This window comes from Paenarthrobacter sp. NPDC089988 (assembly GCF_044748465.1).
In the GTDB taxonomy this organism is placed as follows: domain Bacteria; phylum Actinomycetota; class Actinomycetes; order Actinomycetales; family Micrococcaceae; genus Arthrobacter.
In genome coordinates, this window is record NZ_JBIVGD010000001.1 from 236,102 (window position 1) to 252,650 (window position 16,549).

The window sequence follows — 16,549 nt, forward strand, 5'->3', positions numbered from 1 at the left end:
GCACGGACCTTTGGGGAACCTCAGCCGACGTCGGCGGCCCGGGCACGCAGTGCCCGCGCCACGGCGTCGCGGTTCTCCAGCATCATGCGGCGCAAGGCGGCGCTGTCCTTAGGGAGTCCGGCAAGAAACGCGTCCGTCCGGTCAACCGTGGCCTGGGTGGTCAATTGGGCTGGGTAGAGGCCAACGACGATCTGCTGTGCCAGGGCGTGTGTACGTTCCTTGACGATTCCAGGGACCGCCTCGAAGTACTTCTCCGCGAAGGGCTCCAGGAGTGCCGTGTCAGGTACCCGCATGAAGCCGGCCACCGCCGAAGCCTGCAGGGCGTTGGAGAGCTCTCCCTTGACCACGATCGACTCCCAGGCGGCTTCCTTGGCCTCCGGGGTGGGAATGGCTGCCTTGGCCTGCGCCGCGGCGTTCTGGCCGTTGGACGTGTTGTCCCGCGTCAGCTCTTCGTCGATGCGTTCCTGTCCCTGGCGGCCACCGGCAACCAAGGCCGTCAGCAGTTCCCACCGCATGTCCTGGTCGATGGTGAGTCCGGCCAGGGTTTCCGTTCCCTCGAGGAGGGCCTGGATGCGGTCCAACTGGGCGTCGCTGCGGGAGATCTGCGCAAAGGATTTGGCGAACTGCAGTTGCGCGTCGGAGCCCGGTTCCACCACCGACGCGAGCTCCCAGAGCTTGTCTGCCGCGGCAATGGCCGTTTCCTGCTTGTGCCCGGCGGCCACGAAGTACGTCAGCGTCGTGGCGAGCTGGCGGAGCTGGACCAGGATCACGGAGGAGTCCGTTTCGTGGGCGATGTTGGCCAGGATGAGGTCCACGTAGCCACGGGCAGGAGTTTCGCCGTCCCGGGCAGCGTCCCAGGCCGAACCCCACACGAGCGTCCGCGGCAGGCTCGAGGAGAAGTCCTTGAGGTGTGCCTTGGCCGTTGCGAGGGAGTCGGGATCCAGGCGGACCTTTGCGTAAGCGAGGTCGTCGTCGTTGAGGAGCACCAGGTCCGGGCGGGCGCGTCCTGCCAAGCCGAGAACTTCGGTGCGTGCACCGTCGACGTCGAGTTCTTCGCGGTGGATCCGCTCCAGCTTACCGTCCACGAGGTTGTAGAAACCCACGGCCAGGCGGTGCGGACGCAGCGTTGGCTGCTCGGTGATGGCTGTTTGCAGGATGGCAAAGCCCGTGATGTTTCCGGTCGCATCGACAGTGAGCTCTGGCGCCAAGGTGTTGACGCCTGCCGTCTCCAGCCACAACCGGCCCCACTGATCCAGGTCCCTGCCGCTCGCGGCCTCGAGTTCCACCATGAGGTCCTTGAGTTCCGTGTTGGACCAGGCGTGCTTGGCAAAGTAGGTCCGCACGCCTGCCATGAACTGCTCAGGTCCCACCCATGCCACCAGTTGGCGGAGCACGGAAGCGCCCTTTGCGTAGGTGATGCCGTCGAAGTTGACCTCCACGTCCTGGAGGCTGTTGATCTCGGCGAAGATCGGGTGCGTGGTGGGAAGCTGGTCCTGCCGGTAGGCCCAGGACTTCTCCACCGAGGCGAAGGTGGTCCAGGCACGGTCGAACTCGGTGTTTTCCACGGCGGCCAGGTGGGACATGTATTCGGCAAACGACTCATTCAGCCAGAGGTCGTTCCACCAGCGCATGGTCACCAGGTCGCCGAACCACATGTGCGCCAGTTCGTGCAGCACCGTGATGGCGCGCCGCTCAACCTGTGCCTCGGTGACTTTGCCGCGGAAGACGTAGCCCTCCAGGATGGTCACGGCGCCGGCGTTTTCCATGGCGCCGGCGTTGAATTCGGGGACGAAGAGCTGATCGTACTTTTCGAACGGGTAAGGGCAGCCGAACTGGGCCTCGAAGAATTCGAACCCTTGCCGGGTCAGCTCGAAGATGTTCTCCGCGTCCAGGTATTGCATGAGTGACTTGCGGGCAAAGACGCCTAGCGGCACAACGCGGCCGTCAGAACTTGTCACTTGGGAACGGACGGACTGGTAGGGTCCGGCGATCAACGCGGTGACGTAGGAGGACAACCGTGGCGTTGGGGCGAATTCCCACACCGATCGGGCCGCGCCGTCCTCACCCGCTGTTGCCTGCATGGGCGTAGGAGTGGGGGAGTTGGACACCACGTCCCAGTGGGATGGCGCCGTGATGGTGAACGTGAAGCTTGCCTTGAGGTCCGGCTGTTCGAAGACGGCAAACATCCGCCGGGAGTCGGGGACCTCGAATTGCGTATAGAGGTAGACCTCACCGTCAACCGGGTCAACGAACCTGTGGAGGCCCTCGCCCGTATTCATATACGGTGCGTCGGCAACGATGGTGAGTTCATTCTCTTCGCTGAGGTTGGGGAGCTGGATGCGCACGCCGTCCGAGACTTCGGATGGTTCCAGTTCGGTTCCGTTCAGCGTCACGCTGTGGACTGCGTCCGTAATGGCGTCGATGAACGTTGATGATCCAGCCTGCGCGGAAAAGCGCACCACGGTGGTGGATCCGAAGACTTCTGCGCCCTTGGTCAGGTCCAAGGTGACGTCGTAGGACTCGACGGTGAGCAGTTCCGCGCGCTTCGCGGCTTCGTCGCGGGTCAGGTTAAGGCCTGGCAAGTGTGCCTCCAGAAGATTGGGGTGGCCGGCCGGGATCATGATCCGGTCGCTGGTGTGAAGCCATTCTTTCACTCTGTCGCTTGTTGGCAAGGAGGAGTCCGCACAGTGTCGCCACCACGGAGTAGCGTTTAAGCATGGCAACGTTCCGGGATTCGCTCGACACCCGCGCACTTCGGTTCGCGCTGGCTTTTCCGCTGCTGCTCGCCGTGGGATTCGTGGTGTGCGCCCAAATGCTGCGGAACAGCCTTCCGGATCCCGTCGCCGTGATGTGGAACGCCGACGGCGGCAGTTCGTTTGCGCCGTTCGGAGCCTATGTGGCCGGCGGCGCAGGACTCATCGTCTTTTTCGGTTGGGTCGCCTTCCTCCAATCCGTTCCCATCTCGCGGCCTGTTGTCATGCGCCGCGTCATGATGGGACTGGGGCTGATGGTCAGCCTGTTCATCACCACGGTCCTGGCAGCGGGCCTTGTGGGGCAGTCCGGAGTCGGCGACGCGAGGTTGTCACATGTGGACCCGATCGTCCTGGCGATGGGCAGTGGCGCCGCGCTGGCGCTGGGCGTGGTGATGATGTTTGCCTTCAAGCCGGATCCCCGGTGGACGCAGGAGGATGACCACGCGCTCGAAGCCGAACGCCTGCGTGCCGCCGATCCCGATCTTGCCCGTGACACGCTCCGGATGTGGGTTCACGCCCGGAGTTCGGTCTTCATCATGATCATCATCTCCGCGCTCTTCCCGGCCGCTTTGATCGCAGTAGCCCTTCCATGGCTCGGGGCCTTGCTGGCCGCGGCGGGACTGGTAGGCGCGGGCTTCCTGTTCGCACGCGTCCGTGCGGACAGGGGAGGGCTGCAGGTGTTTGCCGGTGGCCTGGTCCCCGTACTGAACGTTCCCGCCGTCGATATTGCCGCGGCGGCTCCCACCGACGTTAAGGCCGCCGACTACGGCGGTTGGGGCTGGCGGCACCACGAAGGCGCCACCGCCATGCTGGTCAGCAGCGGGCCTGCCGTCGTCGTTCGAAGGCTCAATGGTGGACGGGTGGCACTGAGTGCCGGTACTACCGTTGCTGCGGATAAACTCGCCGGCATCCTCAACCGCGCTGCCGAACGGGCGCACCAGGACGGGCAGCCCCACCAACCGGGCTCGCGGTAACCTAGGTAACGCATCCCTCCCCGCCGCGGCCCGGCCAATGCTGAGCAGTTGCCCAGTGCTGTGCCGCCTGCGCCACAAAGAACGGACTTCCTGTGACTACACCCCGCGTCCACATCGCCACGGACCACGCCGGCATGGAACTCAGCGCCCACCTGGTCAGCCACCTCACCGCCAAGGGCTATGAAGTCGTGGACCACGGACCCAAGGAATACGACGCCCTGGATGACTACCCCTCGTTCTGCATCAACGCAGGCGTTGCCGTGGTGGCGGACCAGGAATCCGGAGTCCACGCGCTGGGGATCGTGCTGGGTGGCTCCGGAAACGGTGAGCAGATCGCGGCCAACAAGGTCAAAGGCGTCCGCGCCGCGCTCGCATGGAACCTCTCCACGGCCAAGCTCGCCCGCGAGCACAACGATGCCAACGTGATCGCAGTCGGCGGCCGCCAGCACACTGTTGAGGAAGCCACCGAACTGATTGAGGCCTTCCTTCAGGAGCCCTTCAGCAACGACGAACGCCACGTCCGCCGCATCGGCAAGATCGCAGTGTACGAGACCACCGGCGAGATCGTCGAATAGTGCCTGAAGGGCATTCCATCCACAGGCTGGCACGCCAGTTCCAGGATGTCTTCGGTAGCCGGCGCCTTCGCGTGAGCAGCCCGCAAGGGCGGTTCGCCGAGGGCGCTGCGCTGCTGGATGGACACGTCATGGTGGACGCTCTTGCCCACGGCAAGCAGCTGTTCCTGAAGTTCGACCATGAACTTTTCCTTCATGTGCACCTTGGCCTCTACGGGGCGTGGAACTTCGGGGGAGACAGTTCCTTCGCGGGTGCGTCCAGCATTGGTGCGCCACGCCGGATCGGTGAGCGCGAATCCGGTCCGGCCGGAGCTGACACGGACTATTCCGGACCGCCGGAGCCGGTGGGGGCCGTCCGCGTCCGCCTTGTCTCCGACCACGGCTGGGCGGACCTTCGAGGTGCCACCACATGTGCCGCCATTACGTCCGATGACGCCGCCAAGGTGCTGGGCCGGCTGGGTCCGGACCCTTTACGGAATGGGCCTGGCGACCGTGACGAGTTCATCCGGCGGCTTCGGAAACGGAAGACCGCCGTCGCGCTCCTGATGATGGACCAGTCGGTCCTGGCGGGGGTGGGCAATATATACCGTGCCGAGGTGCTCTTCAGGCAGGCGGTGGATCCGTGGAAGCCCGGCAGCGCCGTGGATACGGGCACCGCCGGCCGCCTGTGGGACGACGCCGTCGCCACCATGTCCGACGGCGTCCGCGACGGTCGGATTGTCACCACGCCGCCGGCCCTATGGACGGATGGAGCGGAAACGGCGCCCGACGCCGATGCCCACTTTGTCTACAAGCGCGAAGGGCTGCCCTGCCGCGCCTGCGGGACGGTAGTGGGCATGGCCGAAATCGGTGCCCGCAAACTGTACTGGTGCCCTGGCTGCCAGGTTTGAACTCCGGAAGTACCAAAAGAGCCCCGATCCTGGTGGATCGGGGCTCTTTTGGTACTTCCCTTGAGGGGATATTCCCTGGAGGGGACGACGGGAATCGAACCCGCGTAATCAGTTTGGAAGACTGAGGCTTTACCATTAAGCTACGTCCCCGAAAGGATCTCCTGTTCAGGACATCTTCCCGGTGGCTGTTCAAGCCGGGTACAACTAAACCTAATTCCGGCGGCGCTGTCAAATGTGCATTCCCGGCCCGCTTGCCCGTAGACTGTCCTGTGCGTTCGGGGTGTAGCTCAGCTTGGCTAGAGCGCCTGCTTTGGGAGCAGGAAGTCGCAGGTTCAAATCCTGTCACCCCGACTCTGTGTTTCGTGTCCATTTCTTGGAACGCGACAGAACCCCATACCCATCAATCCAGGAGTACTTAGACTGTGAAGAGCGCTGTCGAGAACCTCACCGCCACGCGGGTCAAGCTCAATGTTGAGGTTCCCTTTGAGGAACTGAAGCCGAGCATCGATGCCGCGTACAAGACCGTTGCTTCGCAGATCCAGGTTCCCGGATTCCGCAAGGGCAAGGTTCCCTCCAAGCTCATCGACCAGCGCGTCGGTCGTGGCTACGTCCTGGAGACTGCCATCAACGATGGCCTCAACGGCTGGTACCAGGCCGCTGTGCAGGAAACCGGCGTTCGTCCGCTGAGCCGCCCCGAGGTTGAGATCACCGAGGTTCCGGATCCGTCCGCAACCGACGGCGAGCTCAAGTTCCAGGTGGAGGTTGACGTCCGCCCGGAGATCGAGCTGCCGGACTACGCAGGCATCAAGGTGGAGGTCGCAGCTGCTGAGTCCTCCGACGCCGACGTCGACAAGGCCCTGGACGAGCTGCGCGGCCGCTTCGGCACGCTGAAGTCCGTTGAGCGTCCCGCCAAGAACGACGATTTCCTCACCATCGACATCACCGCCACGATCGACGGCGAAGAGATCGACTCCGCATCCGGCCTGTCCTACCAGGTTGGCGCAGGCACCATGCTCGAAGGCCTGGACGAGGCCGTTGAGGGCCTGTCCGCTGACGAAGAAGCCATCTTCGACACCACGCTGGTTGGTGGCGACCACGCCGGCGAAGCCGCCCAGGTCAAGGTTGTTGTCAAGGCCGTCAAGGAGCGCGAACTCCCCGAGGCCAACGACGACTTCGCACAGCTGGCTTCCGAGTTCGACACCCTCGCCGAACTCCGCGAGGACCTCGCCAAGCAGGCAGCCGACTCCAAGGTTGTCGGCCAGGGCGTCGAGGCCCGCGACAAGGTCCTGGACAAGCTCGTTGAGCTTGTTGAGGTCCCCGTCCCGGATTCGGTAGTGGAAGAGCAGCTCGAATCGCACTTCAACCCGGAGAACGCCCACGGCGAAGGTGACCACGACACCGAGGAGCACCGCGCCGAGGTCAAAGCCAACACCGAGCGTGCGTTCCAGAACGAGATCATCCTCGACGCCATTGCTGACAAGGAAGAAGTCAACGTCAGCCAGAACGAGCTGATCGACTACATCGTCACCACCGCCAGCCAGTACGGCATGGACCCCAACCAGTTCGCCCAGATCATCGATCAGAGCGGCCAGGTTCCCATGATGGTTTCCGAGGTACGCCGCCGCAAGGCCCTGGCCGTTGTCCTCGGCCAGGCTGAAGTTGTGGACTCCGAAGGCAACAAGGTGGACCTGACCGACTTCGTGCGCCCCGCAGGCGAAGCAGTCGAAGAAGCTCCTGCAGCAGAGGCTGCCGAGGAAGCCGGGACCGTTGCCAGCGATGACCCCGCAGCAGTGAAGTTCTAGTTTCAGGCTCCAACCGGCCCCGGATCATTCGATCCGGGGCCGGTTTGCTTTAAGGCTGTACCTGGCGCCGTCCACAAACGTGCGCCGTCAGCGAACAGTGCGATTCCGGCGAACAAATCGCCCCTGAATACGGTTAGTGTCCATGTAGTGAAGTTCAGTGATGTCACTGGCACCAGCGAGAGGTAAGTACTTATGTCACAGCAATCAGAGGCTCCCCGGATGGCAACTGTCGATCCCGCGGCCCAGGACAACTACATCTACAACCGCCTGCTGAAAGAGCGCATCATCTGGCTCGGCTCCGAAGTCCGCGATGAGAATGCCAACGCCATTTGCTCACAGCTTCTCCTGCTCTCGGCCGAAGACCCCGAGAAGGACATCTACCTTTACATCAACTCGCCTGGTGGTTCCGTGACGGCTGGCATGGCCATTTACGACACCATGCAGTTCATCCCCAACGACGTCGTCACGGTCGCCACTGGCCTGGCCGCTTCCATGGGGCAGTTCCTGCTTTCATCCGGCACCAAGGGCAAGCGGTACGCTACCCCCAACGCCCGTATCCTGATGCACCAGCCTTCCGGTGGCATCGGCGGAACGGCCTCGGACATCAAGATCCAGGCTGAGCTGATCCTGCACATGAAGAAGGTCATGGCGGAACTCACTGCCGAGCAGACGGGCCAGACCGTTGAGACCATCCTCAAGGACAACGACCGCGACAAGTGGTTCACGGCCACGGAAGCACTGGAGTACGGCTTCTTCGACAAGATCTCGGCGCACGCAGGTTCGGTGGCCGGTGGCGGTGGAACTGCCAACCAGTCCGACGCGGCGTCCTCCACCGAAAACTAGCCGGCACCACGAACCACTGAAAACCCCAGGAGTAAACAATGAACTACAACTTCGGATGGTCTGCCGGCAACCTCCCGTCCAGCCGCTACGTCCTGCCCCAGTTCGAGGAGCGCACCCCCTACGGCTTCAAGCGCCAGGACCCCTACACCAAGCTGTTTGAGGACCGCATCATCTTCCTCGGCGTGCAGGTGGACGACGCCTCCGCTGATGACATCATGGCCCAGTTGCTGGTCCTTGAATCAACGGACCCGGACCGCGACATCACCCTGTACATCAACTCGCCGGGCGGCTCTTTCACCGCAATGACCGCCATTTACGACACCATGCAGTACATCCGTCCGGAGATCCAGACGGTCTGCCTGGGCCAGGCAGCCAGCGCCGCGGCCGTCCTCCTGGCAGCCGGCACTCCGGGCAAGCGCCTTGCCCTTCCGAACGCCCGCGTCCTGATCCACCAGCCGGCACTGTCAGGCGGCCAGGGAGGCCAGGCCTCGGACCTGGAGATCCAGGCCGCCGAGGTCATGCGCATGCGTACGTGGCTTGAGGAGACGCTCGCCCACCACTCCGGCCGCACGGCCGAGCAGGTCAACAACGACATCGAGCGCGACAAGATCCTCACGGCCGAGGAAGCCCGGAACTACGGCCTGATTGACCAGGTACTGGACTCCCGGAAGATCAAGCCCCAGGCAATCGCCCGGTAGCATCCGGAAAACGACGCCGGTGCGGTTCGCGAAATATGGACCGCACCGGCGTTCTGTTTCCACCCAAGCGGCTCATTGTGACCTAGAGTGGAAGAAGTCACGGTGATGCCAACCGCGGTCTGGCCGCACAATGGAGCAAGGCGCGGAGCCCCATCACCCGCACGCAACGAAGGGATTCACACATGGCTCGGATTGGCGAGAGCACGGATCTGCTGAAGTGTTCTTTTTGCGGAAAGAGCCAGAAGCAGGTTCGCAAGCTGATTGCCGGGCCCGGCGTGTACATCTGCGACGAGTGCATTGAACTCTGCAACGAGATCATTGAAGAGGAACTCGCCGAGGTCTCGGACCTGGGCAGTTTCGAGCTCCCCAAGCCGCGTGAGATCTTCGACTTCCTGCAGGAATACGTGATCGGCCAGGAGCCGGCCAAGCGGTCGCTCGCTGTTGCCGTCTACAACCACTACAAGCGCATCCAGGCAGGCCATGCACCGAAGACCGGCAGCCTGGGCGAGGGAGCGCACCACGAGGACGTGGAGATCGCCAAGTCCAACATCCTGCTGATCGGCCCTACCGGCTGCGGCAAGACCTACCTCGCGCAAACCCTGGCCCGCCGTCTCAACGTGCCCTTCGCGGTAGCCGATGCCACGGCCCTCACAGAGGCCGGCTACGTTGGCGAAGACGTTGAAAACATCCTGCTCAAGCTCATCCAGGCCGCTGACTACGATGTCAAGAAGGCCGAGCAAGGCATCATCTACATCGATGAGATCGACAAGATTTCACGCAAGAGCGAGAACCCCTCCATTACCCGTGATGTTTCGGGTGAGGGGGTGCAGCAGGCTTTGCTGAAGATCCTGGAAGGCACGGTGGCCTCGGTGCCTCCGCAGGGCGGCCGCAAGCACCCGCACCAGGAATTCATCCAGATCGACACCACCAACGTGCTGTTCATCGTGGCAGGCGCGTTCGCAGGCCTGGAAGACATCATTGGTTCGCGTTCGGGTCGGAAGGGCATCGGCTTCGGTGCCCCGCTCAACGAGGTCAAGGACAACGTGGACACCTACGGTGAGGTCATGCCGGAGGACCTGCTCAAATTCGGCCTGATCCCGGAGTTCATCGGGCGGCTGCCGGTGATCACCACGGTCTCCAACCTGGACCGTCCCGCGTTGATCCAAATTCTCTCGACGCCGAAGAACGCGCTGGTGAAGCAGTACCAGAAGATGTTCCAGCTCGACGGCGTGGAACTCCAGTTCGACGACGACGCCTTGAACGCCATCGCCGACCAGGCCCTGGAACGTGGAACAGGCGCCCGCGGCTTGCGGGCCATCATGGAAGAGGTCCTGCTGCCGGTCATGTTCGACCTCCCCAGCCGCGACGACATCGCCACCGTGGTCATCACCGAGGACGTGGTGGCCAAGAAGATGCAGCCGACCATGATTGCCCATGACGTGGTGGCGAAGCGGCGGAATAAGTCCGCCTGACCACCCGTTGCACCAAACAGCGGCACTGTCCGCCTTTCGCGCTTAGCGTGCCCGTTGCCACCTTCCTGAGGAGATTTCCTGTGCCTGAACAGACCGAGCAACCCGTCAACAAGGCCGATTTTTGGTTCGACCCTGCGTGCCCGTTTGCGTGGATCACGTCCCGCTGGATTGGGGAAGTGGAGCAAGTCCGCGGGATTGAGACGCAGTGGCACGTCATGAGCCTGTCCGTCTTGAATGAAGGCCGCGACCTGCCTGATGACTACCGCGAACTCATGGACAAGAGCTGGGGACCGGTCAGGGTGATCGTCGCGGCGCAGGAGTTGCACGGCAGCGAGTACGTCAAGCCCCTCTATGACGCCATGGGTGAGGAAATCCACCACGAAGGCAACAAGGATCGTCCGTCCGTGATCCGGAAAGCCCTGGCCGAAGTGGGCCTTCCGGCAGAACTGGCGCGTTACGCTGACTCGGACGAATTCGACGCCCAGCTGCGTGCCAGCCACGAGGAAGGAATCTCCCTGGTGGGGCAGGACGTAGGAACGCCCGTGGTCGCCTTCAACGGTACGGCTTTCTTCGGCCCGGTCCTGACCCGCATTCCCCGCGGCGAAGACGCCGGGAAGATTTGGGACGCAACCGTGGCACTGGCTGGCTACCCGCACTTCTTCGAGCTCAAGCGCAGCCGCACCGAGCGGCCCGAGTTCAACTAGGGTGACCCGTTCGGCCGCTATTTGAGGAAACGCGAAGTCCTGCGGTCGGCCAGGATCTTGCCGTTTGTTTGACACGTAGCGCAGTACTGGAGGGAGGTGTCCGCGAAGGACACCTCCCTCACTGTGTCGCCACACACCGGGCATGCCTGTCCCGTCCTGGCATGGACCCTGAAATTGCTCCGTTTGGTGTCTTTGAGTTCACTGGACGGTTTGCCGGCCGCGGCCGCCACGGCGCCCACCAGCACTTCCTGCATGGCCCCATACAGCCGGCTAACGGTCTCCTCGTCCAGGGACTTGGCAATCGCGAAGGGTGAGATCCTGGCTGCGTGCAGGATCTCGTCGCTGTAGGCGTTGCCGATTCCGGCGATCACGGCTTGGCTCCGCAACAGTCCTTTGATCTGTTGCGAGCTTGAACGGACTATCCCGGCGAACGCTTCGACATCGAAGTCGGGACTCAGTGGTTCAGGGCCCAGCGTAGCGATGCCGTGGACATCCAGGGGATCGCCAACCACGTAGATGGCCAGGCTCTTCTTTGTTCCCGCCTCGGTGAGATCCAAGCCGATGTGGGTGTCATCGATTCCGCGGTGCAGGAGCAGGCGCGCAGCGATGTTGCTCTTACCCATGCGCAGCGCTGCCGAGGACGGGTGCTCGGTGTACCGAACCCAGCCGGCCTTCGCCAGGTGGAAGACGAAGAACAGTCCGTCGGCATCGACGCAGATGAACTTGCCAAAGCGCCGCACCCCGCGGATGGTCCGTCCCTCCAGGGCTGTATAGGGGGGATCTGCCGTCTTCAGCGCGGCAATGGAGTTGATGCGGACGGTCGTCAGCACCGCTCCGTTCAGTTGTGTGTCCAGGTAGGTGCACAGGCCGTGCACTTCGGGGAGTTCCGGCATGGGAATACTCTGCCACACGCGGCGGCGAAAGGTCCCGCAAACTACAGGATTGTAGTTCTTTGGGAAGCCTTGTGGATCGGCCCGGGCAGGACAACAATGGTTCTTACCCACTTCGAAAGAAGAGGGACACGGAAACCGAAGATTCAGTGATATGCAACCGACGCAGCCTTTGGCAAAGTCGGAAGCAAGCTACCAGTGACGTGGTAGGAAGACCTGAAATTCCAAGGATTCCGCCAGACTGTCAAGTCGTCACCGGACAGCCGAAAAGTCGAAGCCCCACCAACGGCAAAACGCTGATGGGGCTTCCCTTTGCCCAAAAACTCCCGGGCCATGGCTGCTACGAGGCCGGTGTCTCTTCCGGCTGCGCAAGGACAACATCGCTGACCGTCAGATCGCCTTCACCGGACTGCAAGGTGATCTCCTGGGCGTTTGCGGCGGCCTTCAAGTCACCCAAACCGGCCTTGAGCTGCGCCACGAGCACTTCCGCTGCCGAAATATTGGCAGAAAGCACTTCGGTCCGCTGCTTGACCTTGGCCTCGGACTTGGCCTTGCGGATGCCGCTGAGGGCCAGGCCCACCGTGCCCAGCATGGTGGTGTCGCCGTCGGCGATTTCCAGGGCAGAAGGCCATGCGGCGCGGTGCACCGAACCGGTCCGCCACCAGCTCCACACCTCTTCGGTGGCGAAAGGCAGGAACGGGGCGAAGAGACGCAGGAGCGAGTCCAGGGTGGTGGCGAGGGCCGCAAGCACGGAGGCCTGCTCGGCTTCGCCGGCGGCACCGTAGGCACGGTCCTTGATCAGTTCGACGTAGTCGTCCGTGAACTGCCAGAAGAACGATTCGGTGATCTGCAGGGCGCGGGCGTAGTCGTAGTTGTCGAAGGCCTTGGTGGCCTGGGCTACGACGTCCGAAAGCTGGGCGAGCAAGGCACGGTCCAGCGGGTTGCTGAGGACAGAGAGCTGCTTGGTGGCCACGGAATTCTCCGTGGCGCCGAGGTTCAGGACGAACTTGGAGGCGTTGAGCAGCTTGATGGCCAAACGCCGGCCGATCTTCATCTGTGCGATCTCGTACGCGGTGTCCGCGCCAAGCTTGGCAGATGCTGCCCAGTAACGGACGGCGTCGGAGCCGTATTCGTTCAGGACATCGGTGGGAACCACCACGTTGCCCTTGGACTTGGACATCTTCTTCCGGTCCGGGTCCAGGATCCAGCCGGAGATCGCAGCGTGCTTCCACGGAGCGCTGTTCTGCAAGGCATCGGCGCGGACGGCTGAGGAGAACAGCCAGGTCCGGATGATGTCGTGGCCCTGGGGGCGCAGGTCGAACGGGTAGACCTTGGCGAACAGCTCCTCGTCACGGCTCCATCCACCCACAATCTGCGGCGTGAGGGAGGACGTGGCCCAGGTGTCCAGCACATCGGCGTCGCCGGTGAACCCGTTGGCCTGGTCACGCTGGGATTCCGCATAGCCCGGAGCTGCGTCGGCGGCAGGGTCCACGGGGAGCATCCCGTCGGTCGGCAGGATCGGGTTGTCGTAGTCCGGGTTGCCCTGGGCATCGAGCGGGTACCAGACGGGGATCGGCACGCCGAAGAAGCGCTGGCGCGAAACGAGCCAGTCGCCGTTCAGGCCGGCGATCCAGTTTTCGTAGCGGGAGCGCATGAAGGACGGGTGGAAATCGATGTCCTGCCCGCGCCCGATCAGCCGTTCGCGGCGGTCCTCGTCCCGGCCGCCGTTGCGGATGTACCACTGGCGGGACGTGACCACTTCGAGGGGCTTGTCGCCCTTCTCGAAGAAGTTCACGGGGTGGGTGATCTTCTTCGGATCGCCGTCCAGCAGGCCCGCTGCGGTGAGGAGTTCAACCACGGCTTCCTTGGCCGAGAATGCCGTCTTCCCGGCGATCGCCGCGTAGGCCTCCTTGCCTGCCTCCGTGGTGATCCATTCGGGAGTCTCGGCAATGATGCGGCCGTCGCGGCCCATGATGGCGCGCGTCGGCAGCTGCAGTTCGCGCCACCACGTGACGTCGGTGAGGTCACCGAAGGTACACACCATGGCAATGCCGGAACCCTTGTCCGCCTTGGCGAGGGGATGGGCTTTGACTTCGAGTTCGACGTCGAACAGCGGGGACTTCACGGTCTTGCCGAAGAACGGCTGGTACCGCTCGTCGTCGGGGTTTGCCACCAGGGCGGCACACGCGGCAAGCAGTTCGGGACGGGTGGTCTCGATGAAGATCTTCTGGCCGTCTTCGGTGAAGAAGGGGTAGCGGTAGTAGGCGCCCGGGACCTCGCGGTCCTCAAGCTCAGCCTGCGCCACGGCGGTGCGGAAAGTAACATCCCACAGCGTGGGCGCCTCGGCCATGTAGGCGTCGCCGGCGGCGAGGTTTGCGAGGAAGGCGCGCTGGGAGACCGCACGCGACGTGTCGTCAATGGTGCGGTACGTCAGGTTCCAGTCCACGGACAAACCAAGCGTCTGGAACAGGTTCTCGAAGACCTTTTCGTCTTCCACGGCGAGTTCCTCGCACAGTTCGATGAAGTTCTGGCGCGAAACGACGTCGAAATCGCGTTGGTTCTTCGCCGGCTGCGCAGGCGGCCGGTAGTCGGCGTTGTAGGGAATGGCGGGATCGCACCGGACACCGTAGTAGTTCTGGACGCGCCGCTCGGTGGGCAAGCCATTGTCGTCCCAGCCCATGGGGTAGAAGACGTTCTTGCCGGTCATGCGCATATAGCGTGCCTGGACGTCCGTCTGGGTGAAGGAGAACATGTGGCCGACGTGGAGGGAACCCGAGGCGGTCGGCGGGGGAGTGTCAATCGAGTAGACCTGCTCCCGGGTGGTGTCCGGGTTGAACTTGTAGGTTCCTTCCGCGAGCCAGCGCTGCGTCAAGGCAGCTTCGAGGCCTTCAAGGGCCGGCTTGTCGGGAACGTTAATGGGGGCGGTGGCGGGCGTGTCTGTACCCTGCGTTGATTCAGCCATGGACCAATTGTTTCATGGCCCGGAGTTACAGGGCGCCTTCGGCGGCGGGCCCTGCCCTCGATAGGGTGGTGTCATGACTTTGGGACCACAGACACAGAACAAAACGGCAGTCGTTACCGGCGCCAGCACCGGCATCGGCGAGGCCACGGTCCGGGCGCTGAGCGGCGCGGGATGGAAGGTCTACGCCGTGGCGCGCCGGGCAGACCGTTTGGAGGCCCTGGGTGCCGCGACCGGCGCCGTTCCCTTCCCCGCCGATGTGACCAACGACGACGACGTCGCAGCGCTGCTTGCCGCCGTCACCGAGGGCGGTGGAGCCGATACGCTCATCAACATTGCCGGCGGGGCCCGCGGCGCTGACACGATCGGCAACGCGGACACCGAGGACTGGGACTGGATGTATCAGGTCAACGTAGTGGGCACCATGAAAACCACCCGCGCCTTCCTGCCCATGCTCCGGGAGAACGGCGAAGGCACGGTCCTCAACCTGACGTCCACCGCCGGACTGGCGGCCTATGAAGGCGGTGCCGGCTACAACGCAGCCAAGTTTGCCCAGCATGCAGTGACCAATGCACTCCGTTTGGAGGAAGTGGGGAACAACATCCGGGTCATCGAGGTTGCCCCGGGCCTGGTCCACACCGAGGAGTTCGCGCTGAACCGATTGGGTGACAAGGACGCAGCGGCCAAGGTCTATGCCGGGGTGGAGAAGCCGTTGACGGCCGACGACGTTGCGGACGTGGTTCGGTACGCCGTCTCCTTGCCACACCACATCAACCTGGACGAGATCGTGATCCGGCCCGTGGCGCAGGCAGCCAACCACAAGCTCATCCGCAAGCAGGACTAAGGGCCTACCCGGCTGGAATGCTGAGCTGGGCAATAAGGGCGGCATGGTCAGTGCCAGGAACGGTGTGTACTGAGTAGGCGCTGCTGCCGATCCGGGGCGAGGTGACCACGTGGTCGATCACGACGCCCGGCAACGGCGGGCCTTCCATGGGCCACGTGGGGGACAATCTACCCCACGTGGCCGTGCCGACGTCCACCAGTTTGTTGCCGTCCCTGCCCTCCTCCAACAGGGCCCTGAACTCGGCGTGGTCGTACGTGGCGTTGTAGTCGCCCATCAGCACCTGGTTGCCTTGGCTCCCGGCCTGGCGGGAAACCTTGAGAAGGTCGCTCCTCCACTGGCCGATCCGCTCGTCCACAGGTGGGAGGGTGTGGACGTTGGTCAGGGTCAGGGCGGCCTTGGCCCCGGAACCTTCCACTACAATGCGGGTCGCCGCCATGCGGAAGGGAGTGTCCGGCAGAAGGCCCTCCGACGCCAAGGGGAAGACCGAGTACACGGCAGCGCCGGATCCGTCGTCATTGGGGGTGCTGATCCTGTTGGACAGCACGGCATCGAGGCCCTCGGCGCTGAGTCGGTCCTGCAACGCCGGGGAAAACTCCTGGAGGGCCAGTAACTGGACGCCGTGGTCACGGACCAGTTGCACGATCGTGGCCGCTTCCGCTTCGCCAAATTCGGTATTGAGGCTCATCACCTTCAGCGGGATGGTAGCCGTCCCCTCCTTCAACACCACCGGGCGGCCGTAGTCCAGCGGGAACAGCCAGAAAAGCTGCACAGCCAGCAGGGCCGCCGTCGTGATCACCGTCCAGCGACGCCGACCCAGGAGGGCCAGCACCAGCGCAACTGCGGCGGGAACCACCAGCCACGGCATGAAAGCCAGTGCCTGTACCACCAGCAACGGCCACTCACCCTCGATCGCACGGAACAAGGACAAGCTGGCCACCGGAAGGGCAACAAGGACGGCGCCAACAGACCAGGCAATCGAGGCCGTGTGGCGCCGGCGACGGACAGCCGGGAGGGTGGCGGCAGGTTCAGTCATGTGGCCGAGTCTATGCAGCCATCCACCCGGGACCCGTCCACCCGGAGGATGACTTGGAAAGTAGTCGATGGAGCCCCGCTGCCGCTAGACTTTGATAACCAGCGTTGACCCGGCC

The 16,549-nt window shown here is 63.5% G+C and carries 13 protein-coding genes and 2 tRNA genes; 10 read left to right on the forward strand and 5 right to left on the reverse strand.

The genetic code is table 11. The annotated features are described in order from the left end of the window. Positions 1-20: 20 nt before the first annotated feature. Positions 21-2,621 (reverse strand): aminopeptidase N, encoded by a 2,601-nt coding sequence (gene pepN, locus ACIPV6_RS01145; protein ID WP_400269507.1) that lies wholly within the window; start codon positions 2,619-2,621, stop codon positions 21-23. Positions 2,622-2,716: 95 nt separating this feature from the next. Between pepN and ACIPV6_RS01150 the strand changes: the two genes are divergently transcribed. The 3 genes from ACIPV6_RS01150 to ACIPV6_RS01160 all read left to right on the forward strand — a co-directional run bounded on the left by ACIPV6_RS01150 (position 2,717) and on the right by ACIPV6_RS01160 (position 5,189). After that, positions 2,717-3,727, forward strand: a complete 1,011-nt coding sequence (locus ACIPV6_RS01150; RefSeq protein WP_400269149.1) for a hypothetical protein — start codon at positions 2,717-2,719, stop codon at positions 3,725-3,727. A 92-nt stretch (positions 3,728-3,819) separates the two neighbouring features. After that, the gene (locus tag ACIPV6_RS01155) at positions 3,820-4,302 is read left to right on the forward strand and encodes a ribose-5-phosphate isomerase (protein ID WP_400269150.1); all 483 of its coding nucleotides are present in this window, start codon (positions 3,820-3,822) and stop codon (positions 4,300-4,302) included. After that, on the forward strand, positions 4,302-5,189 hold the full coding sequence (locus tag ACIPV6_RS01160; protein WP_400269151.1) for an Fpg/Nei family DNA glycosylase: 888 nt from the start codon (positions 4,302-4,304) through the stop codon (positions 5,187-5,189). The genes ACIPV6_RS01155 and ACIPV6_RS01160 overlap by 1 nt, the downstream gene beginning before the upstream one ends. Positions 5,190-5,265: 76 nt before the next feature. Here the strand turns inward: ACIPV6_RS01160 and ACIPV6_RS01165 are convergent. Next, a tRNA-Gly gene (locus ACIPV6_RS01165) sits at positions 5,266-5,339 on the reverse strand. A gap of 126 nt (positions 5,340-5,465) precedes the next feature. On the opposite strand from ACIPV6_RS01165, the gene ACIPV6_RS01170 reads away from it, so the two are divergent. The 6 genes from ACIPV6_RS01170 (at position 5,466) to ACIPV6_RS01195 (ending at position 10,708) form a co-directional block, all read left to right on the forward strand. Continuing rightward, positions 5,466-5,540 (forward strand) — tRNA-Pro (locus tag ACIPV6_RS01170). Between the two features lie 71 nt (positions 5,541-5,611). Further along, complete coding sequence (gene tig, locus ACIPV6_RS01175) at positions 5,612-6,991, forward strand: trigger factor (RefSeq protein ID WP_400269152.1); 1,380 nt, start codon at positions 5,612-5,614, stop codon at positions 6,989-6,991. A gap of 219 nt (positions 6,992-7,210) precedes the next feature. After that, a complete protein-coding gene (locus ACIPV6_RS01180; protein WP_400269153.1) occupies positions 7,211-7,834 on the forward strand; it encodes an ATP-dependent Clp protease proteolytic subunit in 624 nt (207 codons plus the stop codon). Between the two features lie 38 nt (positions 7,835-7,872). After that, positions 7,873-8,532 carry an ATP-dependent Clp protease proteolytic subunit gene (locus tag ACIPV6_RS01185; RefSeq protein ID WP_387437112.1) on the forward strand — a complete coding sequence of 220 codons (660 nt, stop codon included), beginning with the start codon at positions 7,873-7,875 and terminating at the stop codon, positions 8,530-8,532. 182 nt (positions 8,533-8,714) lie between these two features. After that, a complete protein-coding gene (gene clpX / locus ACIPV6_RS01190) occupies positions 8,715-10,004 on the forward strand; it encodes an ATP-dependent Clp protease ATP-binding subunit ClpX (protein ID WP_400269154.1) in 1,290 nt (429 codons plus the stop codon). Between the two features lie 80 nt (positions 10,005-10,084). Then, a complete protein-coding gene (locus ACIPV6_RS01195) occupies positions 10,085-10,708 on the forward strand; it encodes a DsbA family protein (protein ID WP_400269155.1) in 624 nt (207 codons plus the stop codon). Positions 10,709-10,725: 17 nt separating this feature from the next. Here the strand turns inward: ACIPV6_RS01195 and ACIPV6_RS01200 are convergent, their stop codons facing one another. Together ACIPV6_RS01200 and valS are read right to left on the reverse strand one after the other, a co-directional pair. Further along, positions 10,726-11,601 (reverse strand): DNA-formamidopyrimidine glycosylase family protein, encoded by an 876-nt coding sequence (locus ACIPV6_RS01200; protein ID WP_400269156.1) that lies wholly within the window; start codon positions 11,599-11,601, stop codon positions 10,726-10,728. 337 nt (positions 11,602-11,938) lie between these two features. Continuing rightward, on the reverse strand, positions 11,939-14,560 hold the full coding sequence (gene valS / locus ACIPV6_RS01205) for a valine--tRNA ligase (RefSeq protein ID WP_400269157.1): 2,622 nt from the start codon (positions 14,558-14,560) through the stop codon (positions 11,939-11,941). Positions 14,561-14,633: 73 nt separating this feature from the next. Between valS and ACIPV6_RS01210 the strand changes: the two genes are divergently transcribed. Then, on the forward strand, positions 14,634-15,401 hold the full coding sequence (locus ACIPV6_RS01210; RefSeq protein ID WP_400269158.1) for an SDR family oxidoreductase: 768 nt from the start codon (positions 14,634-14,636) through the stop codon (positions 15,399-15,401). Positions 15,402-15,405: 4 nt separating this feature from the next. Here the strand turns inward: ACIPV6_RS01210 and ACIPV6_RS01215 are convergent, their stop codons facing one another. Beyond that, positions 15,406-16,434 (reverse strand): endonuclease/exonuclease/phosphatase family protein, encoded by a 1,029-nt coding sequence (locus ACIPV6_RS01215; RefSeq protein ID WP_400269159.1) that lies wholly within the window; start codon positions 16,432-16,434, stop codon positions 15,406-15,408. Positions 16,435-16,549 lie beyond the last annotated feature (115 nt).